Origin of the sequence: Deinococcus radiopugnans ATCC 19172, assembly GCF_006335125.1 — a bacterium.
GTDB lineage: Bacteria > Deinococcota > Deinococci > Deinococcales > Deinococcaceae > Deinococcus > Deinococcus radiopugnans.
This window is the reverse complement of record NZ_VDMO01000006.1, coordinates 153677-168706: the sequence shown is the minus strand read 5'-3', so window position 1 is coordinate 168706 and position 15030 is coordinate 153677. Positions and strand designations below refer to the sequence as shown.

Annotated in this window: 16 protein-coding genes; 10 read left to right on the top strand and 6 right to left on the bottom strand. The window is 67.4% G+C overall.

All coding sequences use genetic code 11. From position 1 onward, the window contains the following. Positions 1–35: 35 nt before the first annotated feature. Positions 36–872, top strand: a complete 837-nt coding sequence (locus FHR04_RS07320) for an alpha/beta hydrolase (RefSeq protein ID WP_139402043.1) — start codon at positions 36–38, stop codon at positions 870–872. 184 nt (positions 873–1056) lie between these two features. Here FHR04_RS07320 and FHR04_RS07315 read toward each other — a convergent pair whose 3' ends face one another. After that, positions 1057–1995 (bottom strand): DUF808 domain-containing protein, encoded by a 939-nt coding sequence (locus FHR04_RS07315; RefSeq protein WP_139402041.1) that lies wholly within the window; start codon positions 1993–1995, stop codon positions 1057–1059. A gap of 129 nt (positions 1996–2124) precedes the next feature. Here FHR04_RS07315 and FHR04_RS07310 point away from each other — a divergent pair, with 129 nt between their 5' ends. The 5 genes from FHR04_RS07310 to pruA all read left to right on the top strand — a co-directional run bounded on the left by FHR04_RS07310 (position 2125) and on the right by pruA (position 6774). Beyond that, a complete protein-coding gene (locus FHR04_RS07310) occupies positions 2125–2592 on the top strand; it encodes an MgtC/SapB family protein (protein WP_039684768.1) in 468 nt (155 codons plus the stop codon). Between the two features lie 65 nt (positions 2593–2657). Then, positions 2658–3335, top strand: a complete 678-nt coding sequence (locus FHR04_RS07305) for a GntR family transcriptional regulator (RefSeq protein ID WP_139402039.1) — start codon at positions 2658–2660, stop codon at positions 3333–3335. Positions 3336–3396: 61 nt separating this feature from the next. Then, a complete protein-coding gene (locus FHR04_RS07300; protein WP_139402037.1) occupies positions 3397–4329 on the top strand; it encodes a proline dehydrogenase family protein in 933 nt (310 codons plus the stop codon). Then, a complete protein-coding gene (locus FHR04_RS07295; RefSeq protein WP_170213883.1) occupies positions 4326–5210 on the top strand; it encodes an SDR family oxidoreductase in 885 nt (294 codons plus the stop codon). Before FHR04_RS07300 ends, FHR04_RS07295 begins: the two co-directional genes overlap by 4 nt. Next, positions 5203–6774, top strand: coding sequence for an L-glutamate gamma-semialdehyde dehydrogenase (gene pruA / locus FHR04_RS07290; RefSeq protein WP_139402033.1), 1572 nt, complete (start codon positions 5203–5205; stop codon positions 6772–6774). The genes FHR04_RS07295 and pruA overlap by 8 nt, the downstream gene beginning before the upstream one ends. Before the next feature lie 43 nt (positions 6775–6817). Here pruA and FHR04_RS07285 read toward each other — a convergent pair whose 3' ends face one another. The 5 genes from FHR04_RS07285 to FHR04_RS07265 all read right to left on the bottom strand — a co-directional run bounded on the left by FHR04_RS07285 (position 6818) and on the right by FHR04_RS07265 (position 11232). After that, positions 6818–8155, bottom strand: a complete 1338-nt coding sequence (locus FHR04_RS07285; protein ID WP_249039021.1) for a phytoene desaturase family protein — start codon at positions 8153–8155, stop codon at positions 6818–6820. A gap of 8 nt (positions 8156–8163) precedes the next feature. Further along, positions 8164–9054 (bottom strand): UbiA family prenyltransferase, encoded by an 891-nt coding sequence (locus tag FHR04_RS07280; protein ID WP_139402029.1) that lies wholly within the window; start codon positions 9052–9054, stop codon positions 8164–8166. 128 nt (positions 9055–9182) lie between these two features. Next, positions 9183–9770: a peptide-methionine (S)-S-oxide reductase MsrA gene (gene msrA, locus FHR04_RS07275; protein WP_052195450.1), complete on the bottom strand. Its 588-nt coding sequence runs from the start codon at positions 9768–9770 to the stop codon at positions 9183–9185. A 100-nt stretch (positions 9771–9870) separates the two neighbouring features. Further along, the gene (locus FHR04_RS07270) at positions 9871–10623 is read right to left on the bottom strand and encodes a TSUP family transporter (protein WP_139402027.1); all 753 of its coding nucleotides are present in this window, start codon (positions 10621–10623) and stop codon (positions 9871–9873) included. 18 nt (positions 10624–10641) lie between these two features. Then, entirely contained in the window at positions 10642–11232 is a 591-nt protein-coding gene (locus FHR04_RS07265; RefSeq protein ID WP_139402025.1) for a TetR/AcrR family transcriptional regulator, read from the bottom strand. An 85-nt stretch (positions 11233–11317) separates the two neighbouring features. Between FHR04_RS07265 and FHR04_RS07260 the strand changes: the two genes are divergently transcribed. From FHR04_RS07260 to trpA, 4 genes are read left to right on the top strand one after another with little or no spacing between them, the layout of a single operon-like run. After that, positions 11318–11920, top strand: a complete 603-nt coding sequence (locus FHR04_RS07260; RefSeq protein WP_139402023.1) for a dihydrofolate reductase family protein — start codon at positions 11318–11320, stop codon at positions 11918–11920. 32 nt (positions 11921–11952) lie between these two features. Then, on the top strand, positions 11953–12867 hold the full coding sequence (gene gluQRS, locus FHR04_RS07255; protein WP_139402021.1) for a tRNA glutamyl-Q(34) synthetase GluQRS: 915 nt from the start codon (positions 11953–11955) through the stop codon (positions 12865–12867). A 56-nt stretch (positions 12868–12923) separates the two neighbouring features. After that, positions 12924–14186, top strand: a complete 1263-nt coding sequence (trpB, locus tag FHR04_RS07250) for a tryptophan synthase subunit beta (RefSeq protein ID WP_139402018.1) — start codon at positions 12924–12926, stop codon at positions 14184–14186. Then, positions 14183–14983, top strand: coding sequence for a tryptophan synthase subunit alpha (gene trpA / locus FHR04_RS07245; protein ID WP_139402016.1), 801 nt, complete (start codon positions 14183–14185; stop codon positions 14981–14983). Before trpB ends, trpA begins: the two co-directional genes overlap by 4 nt. The last annotated feature ends 47 nt before the right edge of the window (positions 14984–15030 follow it).

Genomic DNA, 15030 nt, shown 5'->3' with positions numbered 1-15030 from the left:
GCAGGCTTTATGAGGGGAGCGCTACACTCCGGCACATGGACCATCAACAGTGGAGTGTGCCGGGGGCGCCCGTCAGCGGTTATGTCTGGAAGGCCGGGAACCCGCGCGGCGCGGTCCTGCTCTCGCATGGGGTGGGCGAGTACGCCACCCGCTATGTCGAGCGCTACCACGCCCTGATCCCCACGCTGACAGAGGCGGGCTTCACCGTCTACGCCTACGATCAGCGCGGTCACGGCCGCTCGGAGGGGCGGCGCGCGGTGGTGGACCTGAACGTGCTGGTGGAAGACCACCTGAAGGCCCGTCAGGCGCTGCGGGAGCGTCCGGGCGGCGACGGGCTACCGCTGTTTGCGTTCGGCCACAGCATGGGCGGGCTGGTCACGGCGGCCAGCGCGTCCCGTGATCCGCGTGGACTCTCGGGCGTGATCCTGTCCAGCCCCGCCCTGTTGGTAGGTCAGGAGGAACCGGCGCTGGTCAAGGCGCTGGCGCCGCTGCTGGCGAAGGTGGCCCCCGCCGCCCCGGTCAGCGATCTGGGCACGGGGGGCCTGTCCCGGCTGACCGACGAGGTGGCCGCCTACGAGGCCGACGAGTTGATCTACCACGGCAAGGTCCGCGCCCTGACCGCCGCCTCCATGCTGGGCCTGAGCGGGCGGCTGTGGGCCGAGTACGCCACCTGGACACTCCCCACGCTGATCATTCACGGTGCGGCGGATAAAATCACCGATCCGTCAGGCAGCCAGCGTTTCTTCGACATGATCGCCAGCCCTGACAAAACGCTGATCCTGCAGGAGGGCGGCTACCACGAACTCCTGAATGACGAGCCGCGCGAGGAAATCCGTGCGGCGCTGCTGGCATGGCTGCTGGAACGGTCCTGAGTTGGGCGGTGGCGCTGCGTTCAACCCCCACCGCCTCTAGAGCATTTGTCCGAATTGCTGCATCAGAAAAAAGACTTTTGCTGCCTCCATTCTCCCAAATGCTCAGCAAAATTCACTCACTCCGTTCGGTCAAAAGCAAACAGCACTTTTGACAAATGCTCTAGGTTCTTCGGTACGCCGGTCTTCAGTGCGCCGCAGCCTTGGCGGGCCGCAGGTGCAGCGCCGCCACGATGATGCCGCCCAGCACCACGCCCACCAGGGCCGAGCCCAGCGTTTCCACCAGCCACTCCACCACCCCTTCCGCAAAGGGAATCGCGTGGCCTGCCGCCAGGGCCAGATCGTGCAGGGTGTGCGCGGGCCAGCTCAGCCCGAATTTGTCCAGCCCGTCGATGATGATGTGGCCGCCCACCCACAGCATGGCCGCCGTGCCGATCACCGACAGGGCCGACATCACCACCGGCATCCCCTTGACCAGACCGCGCCCAATGGACTGGGCCGCTCTGGCCTTGCTGGAGGCCAGCCGCACGCCAAAATCGTCGGTTTTCACGATCAGCCCCACCACGCCGTAGACCAGCGCCGTGATCATCAACGCCACCAGCACCAGGATCAAGGCGCGGGAGAAGAACGCCTGGTCCGCCACCTCGGCCAGCGAGATCGCCATGATTTCCGCCGACAGGATGAAATCGGTGCGGATCGCCCCCGCGACCATCTTTTCCTCGTGGGCAGCGCTGGCCAGTTTGATGACCTGTTCGGTCCCGTCCTCGTGGTGGCCCCAGATCGCCTCGTAGACCTTCTCGGCGCCCTCGAAACACAGGTACGCCCCACCCACCATCAGCAGCGGATTGAGCGCCCACGGCAGAAACTGGCTCAGCAGCAGCGCGGCAGGCAGGATGAACACGATCTTGTTCTTCAGCGAGCCCTTGGCGATGCGCCAGATGATGGGAAGCTCGCGTTCCGGGGTGAAGCCGGTCACGTAGCGGGGCGTCACCGCCGTGTCGTCGATAACCACGCCGACCGCTTTGGCCCCCGCCCGGCCCGCCGCCGCGCCGATGTCGTCGATGGAGGCGGCAGAAAGCTTGGCCAGGGCCGCCACGTCGTCGAGCAGGGCCACCAGGCCGCTCACGGCAGGGGCCTCATGCGCGGCGCTTCGGTGGTGGCGGACAGGAGACAGGCGCTCATCAGTTCGCCGACCTTATCAAGAATGGGGCCGTCCACGGCTGCCGGAAAGACACGCGCTGCCTACACTACCCTTATGGAATCTTTCTGGAACGAACTCAAGCTGATGCAGGGGCTGCTGGTGGCCTTCGTCCTCAGCGGCGCGATTGGCTGGGAACGCGAGCGGTTGCACCGCAGCGCCGGTCTGCGCACGCACATGCTGGTGGGCATGAGCTCGGCGCTGTTTGTGGTGCTGGCCGAGACGCTGGTCAGCACGTTCGGGGGACGGGATTTCGGCGTGCGCTTCGACATGATCGGGCTGCTGGGCGCAGTCGTCAGCGGCATCAGCTTTCTGGGCGCGGGCGTGATCTTCTCGGAACGGGGCCGGGCCAAGGGGCTGACCACGGCGGCGGGCCTGCTGGCGACGGCGGGCGTGGGCGTGGCCTGCGGGCTGCACCTGTACGTGCTGGCCACAGGGGCCACGCTGCTGTTCCTGTTCACGCTGGCGGGGGTGCGGCGACTGGCCGAGAACAAGGACAATCCCATCAGGGAGGAGGAGGAGTAGGCCGTCAGCCCCCGTCCCGTCCGTATTCTCATCCCACTTCTCGGAATATTGTATACAATATCCACATGACCCTTTCCGAGCATCCTGTGCCTGCTGCCTTCGCGCGGCCGGTGCTGGTGCGGGACGGTGTGTACGAACATCTGCGCCGCGCGGTGCTGGACGGTGAGATGGTTCCAGGCGAGCGAATCGGCGAGGTGGAGCTGGGTGAACGGCTGGGCGTGTCGCGCACCCCCATCCGCGAGGCGATCATGCGCCTGACCCAGGACGGCCTGCTGGTGGCCGAGGCCAACAAGGGCGTGCGGGTGCGCACCGTGACGGCCCAGGAGGCGCGCGACACCTACATTGTGCGTGAGGAACTGGACGGCCTGGCCGCCGCGCTGGCCGCCGCCGCCCATACCGCCGACGATGCCCGGACGCTGCGTGACGCCCTGGCCGCCGTGAATGCCTCGCAGTCGCAGGACTACCGCCAGCAGACCCGGCTGGATCTGGCTTTCCACCGCGCCATGGCCGGGGCGGCCCGTAACGCTGCCCTGGGGGATCTGGCCCGCGATCTGGAACAGCGCGTCGCCCTGATCAAACACCAGACCCGCACCTACAACGCCCACCCCGACACGGCGGCCCAGCACGCCGCCATCCTGAAGGCGGTGCTGGACCGGGACGCCGCCGCTGCCCGCGAGGCCGCCCGCCTGCACGTCCGCACCTTCGGGGCGCTGGTGATGCAGGACCTGGGGGCCGCCGGTTGATCCCTTTGTCTTTCCAAACTTTTGCCCCTTTCACCCTTGAGACCCACGCAGGAGCATCTCTATGATTGACCAGATTTACCGCAAGGCCGTCCTGACTGTTTCGGGACAGAAGTTCGTGGAAGACCTCGTCCGCAAGCAGGGCTGGGGCCTGGCGCAGCGCTTCGTGGCCGGGGAAGAGGTGGACGGCGCGATTGCCGCCGTGAAAGAACTCCAGACCGAGGGCATCCTGGGCAACCTGGATCTGCTGGGCGAGTTCGTGGCCTCGCCGGACAAGGCCAACGAGTTCGCCGACAAGGTGCTGCACCTGCTGGACGCCGCGCACGCGGCTGGCGTCATGCCCTACGCCAGCGTCAAGCTGTCCGCCGTGGGCCAGGGCCAGACGGTGGACGGTCAGGATCTGGGATTGATCAATGCCCGTCGCATCGTGGGCAAGGCGAAGGAATACGGCGGCTTCATCTGCCTGGACATGGAAGACCACCCGCGCGTGGATCAGACCTTGGAGCAGTTCCGCATCCTGGCGCAGGAGTTCGGCACGCAGCACGTCGGCACGGTGCTGCAGAGCTACCTCTACCGCACGGAAGAGGACCGCAACAGCCTGGACGATCTGCACCCCAACCTGCGGATCGTCAAGGGCGCGTACCTCGAACCCGAGAGCGTCGCCATGCCCGACAAGGCCGACGTGGACGCCAGCTACCGCAAACTGGTCTACGCCCACATGAAGGCCGGAAATTACGTGAATGTCGCCACCCACGATGAGAACATCATCGAGGATGTCAAGCACTTCGCGCTGGCCCACGGCATCGAGAAGGACGCCTACGAGTTCCAAATGCTCTACGGCGTGCGCCGCGACCTGCAGCGCGAGCTGGCGGCGGCAGGCTACCGCGTGCGTGCCTACATCCCGTATGGCCGCGACTGGTACCCGTACTTCTCGCGCCGGATTGCCGAGCGCCCGGCGAATGTGATGTTCATTCTGAAAGGGATGCTCAAGGGGTGAGCGGCCCGTTGATCGGCGTCACCGGAGCGCCCGGTAACGTCGGCACGCCGCTGGTGGGGGAATTACTGCGGCGCGGCGCGCGGGTGCGCGTGCTGGCCCGCCATCCCGAAAAGGTGCGGCAGGCGTTTGCGGATGCCCCGCCATCCCAGATCGAGTTCGGGACGTTGGAGTTTGGCAAGCGCCGGACGTATCTAAACGCCTTTGATGGGTTGGAAAAGCTGTTCGTGCTGCGCCCGCCCGCCGTGAGTCAGGTCAGCAAGGACATGTTCCCGGCGCTGGACGTGGCGCTGGGGGCCGGGGTGCGGCATTTCGTGCTGCTGTCCCTCCAGGGGGCCGACAGGTTGCCGTTCACGCCGCACGCGCAACTGGAGAAGCACCTGGAGGGCAACGGTGCGGCCCACACCTTTCTGCGTCCCAGCTTCTTCATGCAGAACCTGACCACCACGCACCTGCCGGAGCTGAAGAAGGGCATCATCGCCGTGCCCGCCGGAAACGGGCGCACCAGTTTCGTGGATGCGAACGACGTGGGCGAGGCCGCCGCTGTGGTGCTGACCGAGGGCGGACACGAGAACCGCGCCTACGAGCTGACCGGCCCGGACGCGCTGACCTACCGCGAGGTGGCCGAGATTTTCACCCGCGTCACCGGCCATCTGTACCGCTCCACCGATCCCAGCCCCCTCGCCTTTTACCGCCAGATGCGGGCGCGGGGCGTGGATCGCTCGCAGATTCTGGTGATGGAGGCGATCTACGCCACCGCCCGTCTGGGCCTCGCCAAACACGTCTCGGATGACCTGCCCGCGTTGCTGGGTCGCCCCGCCCACAGCATTGAGGACTTCGCCCGAACCCTTCCCGCACTGCTTCAAGGAGACCACCATGCTTAAGATTCAGGACTACCGCCCCCAGCACTTCATCGACTTCACCAAAGCTGAGAACGTCCAGGCTTACGAGGCCGCCCTCAAGAAAGTGCGTGCCGAGTTGCTGGGCAAGCACTACCCGCTGGTCATCAACGGCGAGCGGGTGGACACTGCCGAGCGGCTGGAATCGGTCAACCCCTGCGACACCTCGGAAGTGGTAGGCACCACGGCCAAGGCGACGATTGAGGACGCCGAACGCGCCCTGGACGGCGCGTGGAAGGCCTTCGAGACGTGGAAGACCTGGGATATGGACGCCCGCGCCCGCATTCTGCTCAAGGCCTCGGCGCTGCTCAAGGCCCGCCGCCTGGAAGCCTGCGCCCTGATGAGCATCGAGGTGGGCAAAAACTACGCCGAGGCCGACGTGGAGGTGGCCGAGGCCATCGACTTCCTGGAGTACTACGCCCGCAGCGCCATGAAGTACGCGGGCTTCGGCTCGTCGGAAACCACCTGGTTCGAGGGCGAGGAGAACGGCCTGATGTCGCTGCCGCTGGGCGTGGGCGTGAGCATCAGCCCGTGGAATTTTCCCTGCGCCATCTTCCTGGGCATGCTGGCCGCACCCATCGTGGCGGGCAACTGCGTGATCGCCAAGCCCGCCGAGGACGCCGGCCTGATCGCCGGATTCGTTGCCGACATCATGTTCGAGGCCGGGCTGCCTGCCGGGGTGCTGCAATTCCTGCCGGGGGTGGGCAAGGACGTGGGTGAGTACCTGACCACGCACGCCAGAACCCGCTTTATTACCTTCACGGGCAGCCGCGCCGTGGGCCTGCACATCAACGAGGTGGCGGCCAAGGTGCAGCCCGGCCAGAAGTGGATCAAGAAAGTCGTGCTGGAACTCGGCGGCAAGGACGGCATGATCGTGGACGAGACTGCCGATCTGGACGTGGCCGTCACTGCCGCCGTGCAGGGGGCCTTCGGCTTCAACGGCCAGAAGTGCAGCGCCATGAGCCGCCTGATCGTGGTGGACAGCGTGTACGACGACGTGGTGAATGGCTTCGTGGAGCGCGCGGGCAAGCTGAAGATGGGCACCGGCGAGGAAAACGCCAACGTCACCGCCGTGGTCAACCAGATGTCCTTCGACAAGGTCAAGGGCTACCTGGAACTCGCGCCGCAGGAGGGCACGGTGCTGCTGGGCGGCCAGGCTCCCGGCGAGTGCGGCGGCAAGACGGGCTACTACGTGCAGCCCACCATCGTCGGCGACGTGAAGCGGGGCGCCCGGCTGGCGCAGGAGGAAATCTTCGGGCCGGTGGTGTCGGTGATCCGCGCCAGGGACTGGCAGGACGCCCTGGACATCGCCAACTCCACCGAGTACGGCCTGACCGGCGGCGTGTGCAGCCGGGATCGTGCGCGGCTGGAGCAGGCCCGCCAGGAGTTCGAGGTGGGCAATCTGTACTTCAACCGCAAGATCACCGGGGCCATCGTGGGCGTGCAGCCTTTCGGCGGCTACAACATGAGCGGCACCGACAGCAAGGCGGGCGGCCCGGACTACCTGGCGAACTTCATGCAGCTCAAGACCGTGACCGAGCGCTGGTAAAGCGCAACGTTCAGCTGGCCCCCTCCATTCTAGAGGGGGCCTTTTACGCTCTGGCGAGCAGCGTGTCCACCATCAAAGCCCCGCCCAGAATCGCCGGAATGCCGCCGCCGGGATGCACGCCCGTGCCCACCTGCCACAGCCGGGGTGTCAGGCGGTAGGGCTGAGGATGAAATGGCCCGCCGCGCCAGACGGGCAGGGCCGCGCCGTAGATCGCGCCGCCGGGGTGGCCGCCCGCCGCGTAGTGTTCGGGGGTTAGGGCCTGCACGTCATCGGCAGAGGCCAGCAGCCCCGGCACCCCCAGCGTCCGTTCCACCCGCTCCACCTGGGCGCGCACCCACGGGTGATCCAGCCCCAGCGGACGCGCGGTAGCAGGGGCGGTCAGCAGCACGGCCAGCCTGCGTCCCTCGGCGTGGACGAGGGCCAGCGTGTCGGGCGGCAAGGCTCCGGCGCGGATGGCCGTGCGGAACGGTTGAAAGTCGGACGGCGGGATGACGGAGGTAGCGGGCAACGGCGCCGCTCTGGGCAACGCCGCGTAGATCGCCACGCCGCTCACCGTCCGTTCCGATGTGGGAGACACGGCGGGCAGGCCACGCAATGCTGCCAGTCGGTGCGGATCCATCGCGCTGACGAGGAGATCATGCTGGGCCAGCTCGCCGCCGTTCAGGGTGAGGGTGGCTCCCTTGATTCCCGTCACCTCCGCGCCTTCCCGCACCTGCACTCCGCGCACCGTAACAAATTCAAGAAGCGCGTTCAGCAGAGCGCCCATTCCCCCGGCAGGCCGGTACACCTCCGCGCCCACCAGCGCCGGGATCAGGGCGTAGAGGGCAGCTGCATCGGCAGGCGAGAGGCCCGCGTTCAGGGCGTGCGTGCGAATGGCGTGGGCCAGCGCGGGCGGCATCCGCTGAGCGCGAATCCAACTCTCGGCGGTCAGGTGTGGGCCGACGACACCGAACAGCGTCCGACTGGCCCGCAGAAAAACCGGATCGGTCAGGCGCGGCGGCGTGGTCAGCAGGGCGACGATAGGGTGGGCGAGCGGCTGAACCTTCGCGCGGTAGGTTTCCCAGGCCGAATGGAGTGGATGCCCCGGCGGCACAGGCAGCGGTACTGCGCCAAAAGGGGTGTGGTGGGTGCCCAGGCCGTCCGTCAACGGCTCCAGCGCCAGCGGGTCAGCCTCTCCCAGCCGCTCCAGATATGCCCGCCACACGCCCGGAAAGGTAAACAGGCTGGGGCCAGTGTCGAAGCTCAGGCCACCCACGATCTCACGCCTGAGCTTGCCGCCCGCACGGTCACGCTCGTAGATGGTGACGCTGTGGCCTCTGCTGGCCAGCAGGGCCGCCAGCGCCAGTCCCGCCAGCCCTCCGCCCAGAATGCCGACGCTCAACCCCGACTTCAGAGGCCCGTCCACAGCCCGCGTGCCAGCAGGTACACCAGCCCCACCCCCGCCACCGCGCCCACAATCCACGGGGTCACGATGCTCAGCGGGTACAGTCGCGCGGCCCGCTCCGGCGTGGGGTCACGCAGCAGCGCCAGCGCCATGCCGCCGCAGGTCAGCCACAGCGCCAGCGCCGTCAGCACCGACACCGGCAGCAGCAGTGCCCCGGCCACTGCGAACCACGTCAGCGCATACCGGGCCGTGCCGCGCACGCCGAGCACCGTTGCCACCGTGTGCGTCCCGGCCTCGCGGTCTGCGGGAATGTCCTGCGCGGCGTCGAAGGCGTGTTTGCCCACCGAGTACGCCATCAGCGCCAGCAGGGGCCACCACGGCACCGGCGTTCCCAGCGCCAGCGCGGGCAGCGCCAGCGGCAGGGCGTAGGCCACGTTGCTCAGACCGTCCAGAAACGGGCGGCCCTTCAATCTCAGCGGCGGCAGGCTGTAGGCTGCGAACAGCACGGCGGACACCGCCAGCAGCAGCGATGCGGCGGGCGGCAGCAGCACGGCCAGTCCCACCAGCGCAGGCAGGTTGAGCGCCAGCGTCATGGTCAGCAGCGGGCCGCCCTCGGCCACGGTCAATCTCGCGCCCTGCCAGCCGCCCTTGCGCGAACTGCGCGCGTCCTCCTCGCGGTCAGACAGGTCGTTTAAGCCGTAGATCAGCAGGTTGAAGGGCAGGGTCAGGTACAGCAGCAGCGCCAGCACGCCGGGGTCTAGCGTGTACAGCCTGCCGGTCAGCCATACGCCCGTGACCAGCGTGCCCACCGTATTGATCCACAGCGCGGGCCGCGACACGGTCAGCAGGCGGCGCAGGGGCAGGGCAGAGGGGGTGGTCAGGACGCGCGTTCGCATTCGCACCCCGCATTGTAGGAGAGGGCAGTGGGGGTGGATGCCCCGGCCCAGGGTCAACGCAGGCAGGAGACCGAGGCGCCTTCATCTCCGCCCCAGCCTCCTGCCCGCTGCTTATGCTTTGCCGCCGCTCAGGCGTTCAGCTTCTCAGCGTAGTCCCGGCGCAGCTTGGCCACCTTGGGCGCGATCACGGCCGCACAGTACGGCTGGCGCGAGTTGTCGTTGTAGTAGTTCTGGTGGTAGTCCTCGGCCACGTGGAACTCGGTGGCGGGTTCCACACTGGTGACAATGGGCTTGCCGAACACGTCCTGCGCGTCCAGATCGGCCATCACCTCACGGGTCTCACGCTCCTGCTCGGGGGTCAGGGGAAACACGGCGCTGCGGTACTGGGTGCCCACGTCCGCGCCCTGACGGTTCATGGAGGTGGGATCGTGGGTGGCGAAGAACAGGCCCAGCAGGTCTTTGTAGCTCACCTGCTGCGGGTCAAAGGTCACGCGAACGGCCTCGGCGTGTCCGGTCTCGCCGCTGCAGACGCTGCGGTAGTCGGGATGGGGGGTGTGGCCGCCGATGTAGCCGCTCTCGATCCTGGTCACGCCGCGCACCTGCTGCATCACGGCCTCGGTGCACCAGAAGCAGCCGCCTGCCAGGATGGCCTGCTGCGGGCCGGTGGATTCGGGGGTGGGAATTTCGCTGGTGGGGGTGGAAGTGGCGTCTGTCATGCCCCATTCTGGCGCGGCGGCCTGCCCTGAACGACATTCAAAGGCACGGTTGACTGTTTAGGGAACGTTGAGGCTGGGGTTCACGGCGGCTGGTCTTCCCTCAGCCTCCGAACAGCAGCCGCACCGACACCAGCAGCACGATGCCGCCGTACATCCACTTGACGAAGGCGCTGCCGCGCAGCATCGCCATGCGTGCGCCCAGCGTGGCGCCCAGAGCGTTGGCGACGCCCATCGGCAGGCCGATCCAGAACACCATCTTGCCGCCGATCAGGAAGAAGACGAACGCGCCCAGGTTGGTGGCCAGGTTGATGAAGCGGGCGTTGCCGCTCGCGCCCACCAGATTGAAGCCTGCCAGTGCGAACAGGAACATCAAAAAAGTGCCGGTGCCGGGGCCGAGAAAGCCGTCGTAGATGCCGATCACGAAGGCGCCGGGCAGCGTCAGCGCCAGCGTGCGGGCGGTCAGACCGGGGTAGTGGTCTTCCAGGCCGAAGCGCTTGTTGACCAGCACCAGTGCGCCCACGCCCAGGATCACCACGCCGATCAGCGTGCGGAAGGCGTCCGGGTTGACGAAATGCACCAGATACGCGCCGAAGGCGCTGCCGATCAGCGCCAGCGGCAGCAGGCGCACGAGCAGCGCCAGTTCCAGATGTCCCTTGCGCCAGTACTGGAAGGTAGAGCTGGCCGAGCCGAAGATGGCGAGCAGCTTGTTGGTGGCCACCACCTGCGCCGGCGACAGTCCCATGAAGAACAGCGTGGGCAGCGTGATGGTGCCGCCGCCGCCCGCCACCGCGTCGATGAATCCAGCCAGAAAGGCGAGGGGCAGACCGTACAGGAGGACTTCGGGGCCGGGCACGGACAGGACTGTAGCAGGTCAGGCAGGCGGCCGAGAACGGCTTGCTCCCAGAATCCGGTTCGCCAGCTCGCGCACCATCCCCGGCGGATCGTGGCGGCCATTGACCGAAACGGTCAGGAGATCGAGGAGCAGGCCGTCGACGGCGTAATGCAGCAGCGCCACCTCCTGTGCGCCGCCAGGCAGGCCCGCCTGAAGGTGAAATTCGGTGTCCAGTGTGTAATTTCGCTCCAGCGTGGCTCTCAGGATCTCGGCCAGTGCGGGACGGCGCACCGCTTCCAGGCGCAGCTCGAACAGGGCCAGGGTCAATTCCGGGTGCCGGGTGGTGCGGGCCACGATGTCCTGGAGGTAGGCGGTGGCCTGTTCCAGTGTGGGCGGCAGGCGGCCGACGCTCCCCAGCACTTCTGGAGCGGGGGCCAGCCGCTCGAAAATGCGGCTGCCCAGCGCCCCCAGCAGGGCGTCACGGCTGCCGAAGTAGTTGGAGGTGGTGCCCTGCGGCACCCTGGCTTCGCGGTCGACGGCCCGGTGGGTCAACCCCCGTGCGCCTTGTGCCGCCAGCACCCGCAAACCGGCATCCGCCAGCTCCTCCCGCCGCGCCAGATTCTGTGCCATAGCCCAGGCTAGCACTGACCACTACAGGTGTAGTAAGATGCAGCCACAGCTGAAGGAATTGACCTGTCGTGATGAGGAGGGTGCCATGCAGGACACGCGGCGCAAACTGGTGTACTTCATCGCCTGCACGCTGGACGGCTTCATCGCCCGGCCTGACGGCAATGCCGATTTTTTCGAGACGACGGAGCCGTACCTGTCCGAACTGGCCGCGACGTTTCCGGAAACCTTCCCCACCCACGTGCGGGCGGCGCTGGGCATCACCGCAGAGGGCCAGCACTTCGACAGCGTGATCATGGGCCGCAGAACCTACGATCCGGCGCTGCAACTGGGCATCGCCAGTCCCTACGCCCACCTGCGGCAGTACGTGTTCAGCCGGAACCTGCCGCCCTCCGCTGATCCGGCGGTCACGGTGCTGGCGGATTCGCCCGTGTCCCTTGTTCAAACCCTGAAGGCTGAAAAGACCGGGCGGGAGATCTGGCTGTGTGGCGGCGGAGAACTGGCCGGACAGCTGCTGCCCGAAATCGACGAGGTGATTCTCAAGCTCAACCCGGTGGCGATTGGCTCAGGGATTCCCCTGTTCGGCAGAGCGGCTGGCCTCCACCACTTTGAACTGATCGGGCATCAGCCTCTGACGGGAGGCGTGATGCTGTTGCATTACCGGGTGCGCGGCGACGCTGGGGTGGCATGACCCTGCCCTGCCGCCTGCGCTAGCCTCCTCCCATGACCGTCCCAGCCCGGCCCGTGGTGGGCCGCTTCGCCCCCAGTCCCACCGGGGCCATGCATCTGGGCAACGCCCGCACGGCGCTGCTGGCGTGGCTGCACACCCGCGCGCAGGGGGGGCGCCACATCCTGCGCTTCGAGGATCTGGACACGGGCCGGGTGCGGGGCTGGGCCTACGACGCCACCCGCCGCGATCTGGAGTGGCTGGGCCTGGACTGGGACGCGGAATACCTGCAATCCGAGCGACTGCCGCTGTACGCCGAGGCCCTGGGCCGCCTGGACACCTACCCCTGCACCTGCACCCGCCGGGAAATTGCCGCCGCCGCCCAGGCCAGTGCCGGAGCGCCGCACGGGGAAGAGGCGGTATATCCGGGACTGTGCCGCGCTGGCCGTGATCCGAATCGGCCCGCATCCCGGCGCTGGCGTGTGCCCGATGAAACGGTCTGTGTGTCCGACGAGCTGACGGGAGCAAACCTCTGCCAGTCGCTGCGCTCAGACGTGGGCGACTTTGTGCTCCAGCGCAACGACGGCGTGTTCGCCTATCACCTCGCCGTGGTGGTGGACGACGCCGAGATGGGCGTGACCGACATCCTGCGCGGCGCAGACCTGTGGATGGCCACGCCGCGTCAGGTGGCTTTGCAGGAAGCGCTTGGTTATCCGACGCCGCGCTACCTGCATGTTCCGTTGATGACCGATTTTCGGGGAGAGCGTCTTGCCAAGCGGGACGGTGCGCCGCCTCTGATGGCCCTGCGGGAAGCTGGAGAATTACCGGGCAAAGTCCTCGCAGAGCTGGCGCGTAGCCTGGGATGGCCTCCCTTCGACGCCGTCCCAGACGCAGTCACGGCGACTGAGCTGATTCCACTCTGGCACCAGTCTGTGCATTTTCATCCAGTGAAATCTTTGTCACAAACTTAGACAGGTTGTCTAAGTTTCCCGCCCACGCCTCGCAGCCGGAATCCTACGCTGAGGCCATGACCCTGACCCTCCCCAGCTATCCGCAGCCGGATGAGCGCGGCCGCTTTGGGCGCTTTGGCGGACGCTACGTGCCCGAGACGCTGATTCCCGCCCTGGACAATCTGGACGCTGCCTACCGCGAGGCCAAGACCGATCCTGCCTTTCTGAACGAACTGGAACGCCTGCTGCGCGAGTTCGTGGGCCGGCCCAGCGGTCTGTACCTGGCCGAGCGCCTGACCCGGCACGCGGGCGGCGCCAAGATCTACCTGAAGCGCGAGGATCAGAACTACACCGGGGCGCACAAGATCAACAACTGTCTGGCGCAGGCGCTGCTGGCCAAACGCATGGGCAAACGCCGTGTGATCGCCGAGACGGGCGCGGGGCAGCACGGCGTCGCCTCGGCCACCGCCGCCGCCCTGCTGGGCCTGGACTGCGTGGTGTACATGGGCGTCGAGGACATGCGCCGCCAGGAACTCAACGTGTTCCGCATGCGCCTGCTGGGCGCCGAAGTCATTCCTGTCACCAGCGGCACCAGCACCCTCAAGGATGCCACCAACGAGGCCATCCGCGATTGGGTGACCAACGTGCGCGACACCTTCTACATCCTGGGCAGCGTGGTGGGGCCGCACCCCTACCCGGCGATGGTGCGCGATTTCCAATCGGTGATCGGCGAGGAAACGAAGTGGCAGCTGGGGGAACTGGAGGGCCGTGAAGTCCCCGACGTCATCATCGCCTGTGTGGGCGGCGGCAGCAACGCCATCGGCATCTTCGCGCCCTACGCCTACCTGCCCGAGGGCCAGCGCCCCCGCCTGATCGGGACGGAAGCGGCCGGGGAGGGCGTGGATACCGGCCGGCACGCCGCCTCCGTCGCGGGCGGCAGAATCGGTGTGCTGCACGGCGCGATGATGTACCTGCTGCACGATCACGAGGGCCAGATCACCCCGCCGCACAGCATCAGCGCGGGGCTGGACTACCCTGGCATCGGCCCCGAACACTGCCTGTACAGCGAGACCGGCGTGGCCGAGTACGTGCCCGTCACCGACGCGCAGGCGCTGGAGGGGCTGCAACTGCTGACCCGACTGGAGGGCATCATTCCCGCCCTGGAAAGCGCGCACGCCATTTACCATGCGGTTCAGCTCGCGCCCAGCATGTCTCCCGATCAAATTATTGTGGTCAACCTGTCCGGGCGCGGCGACAAGGACGTGGCCGAGGTGATGCGCCTGCTGGCCAAGGTGGAGGACGCACCCGGAAACGCCGAGCGTCAGGAGGTGCGGGCATGACCGCTGTTCAGTCCAGGGGCGTGGCCCGCATCCGCGCCGCGTTCGACAACGCCAGGGCCGAGGGCCGCGCCGCCTTCATTCCCTTCATGACCGCCGGATACCCGTCTGCCACAGAGTTTCCCGCGCTGGCCGATGATCTGCTGGCCCGTGCCGACGTGCTGGAAGTGGGGCTGCCCTACAGCGATCCGCTGGGCGACGGCCCCACCATCCAGCGGGCCAGCGAGCAGGCGCTGGCGGACGGCACCAGCACGCGCGGCACCATCGAGCTGGTGCGCGAGCTGCGAACCCGCCACGACACCCCCATCGTGATCATGACCTACGTCAACCCCATCTACGCCGTCGGCCCGCGTGAGTTCATGCGTTTGAGCCAGGAGGCTGGGGTGGACGGGTTGATCCTCCCCGATCTGCCGCCGGATCAGGATCTTGAAATCGCCGATCTGGCCGCCGAGCACGGGCTGGCCGTGACCTTTTTAATCGCGCCCACCAGCACGCCCGAGCGCATCAAGTTGGTGGCCGAGGCCTGCACGGGTTTCCTGTACGCGGTCAGCGTGACCGGCGTGACCGGCGCGCGGGAAGGCACGGCGCTGGGCGAGGTGCCCGCCATGCTGGAACTGGCCCGGCAGCACACCGACGTGCCGATTGCGGTGGGCTTCGGCGTCAAGGACGCCCAGACGGCCCACGAGGTGGCGCTGCTGGCCGACGGCGTGGTGGTGGGCAGCGCCTTTATCAACGCGGTGCACGAGGGCCGGGACGTGCCCGCGCTGGCAAAGAAGCTTGCAGACGGCTGCGTGCGCTGAGGCCTGAGCCGCGCTGCGGACGAGGCGGCGTGTAAGAACGCTGCACG

What these genes read in the sequence shown, in the direction of transcription:
- FHR04_RS07310 (WP_039684768.1), top strand. Translation starts at nt 2,125, where the DNA reads ATGGAATCTTTCTGGAACGAACTCAAGCTGATGCAGGGGCTGCTGGTG.
- FHR04_RS07280 (WP_139402029.1), bottom strand. Translation starts at nt 9,054, where the DNA reads ATGCGAACGCGCGTCCTGACCACCCCCTCTGCCCTGCCCCTGCGCCGC.
- gluQRS (WP_139402021.1), top strand. Translation starts at nt 11,953, where the DNA reads ATGACCGTCCCAGCCCGGCCCGTGGTGGGCCGCTTCGCCCCCAGTCCC.
- msrA (WP_052195450.1), bottom strand. Translation starts at nt 9,770, where the DNA reads ATGACAGACGCCACTTCCACCCCCACCAGCGAAATTCCCACCCCCGAA.
- FHR04_RS07320 (WP_139402043.1), top strand. Translation starts at nt 36, where the DNA reads ATGGACCATCAACAGTGGAGTGTGCCGGGGGCGCCCGTCAGCGGTTAT.
- FHR04_RS07260 (WP_139402023.1), top strand. Translation starts at nt 11,318, where the DNA reads ATGCAGGACACGCGGCGCAAACTGGTGTACTTCATCGCCTGCACGCTG.
- FHR04_RS07265 (WP_139402025.1), bottom strand. Translation starts at nt 11,232, where the DNA reads ATGGCACAGAATCTGGCGCGGCGGGAGGAGCTGGCGGATGCCGGTTTG.
- trpB (WP_139402018.1), top strand. Translation starts at nt 12,924, where the DNA reads ATGACCCTGACCCTCCCCAGCTATCCGCAGCCGGATGAGCGCGGCCGC.
- trpA (WP_139402016.1), top strand. Translation starts at nt 14,183, where the DNA reads ATGACCGCTGTTCAGTCCAGGGGCGTGGCCCGCATCCGCGCCGCGTTC.
- FHR04_RS07305 (WP_139402039.1), top strand. Translation starts at nt 2,658, where the DNA reads ATGACCCTTTCCGAGCATCCTGTGCCTGCTGCCTTCGCGCGGCCGGTG.
- pruA (WP_139402033.1), top strand. Translation starts at nt 5,203, where the DNA reads ATGCTTAAGATTCAGGACTACCGCCCCCAGCACTTCATCGACTTCACC.
- FHR04_RS07300 (WP_139402037.1), top strand. Translation starts at nt 3,397, where the DNA reads ATGATTGACCAGATTTACCGCAAGGCCGTCCTGACTGTTTCGGGACAG.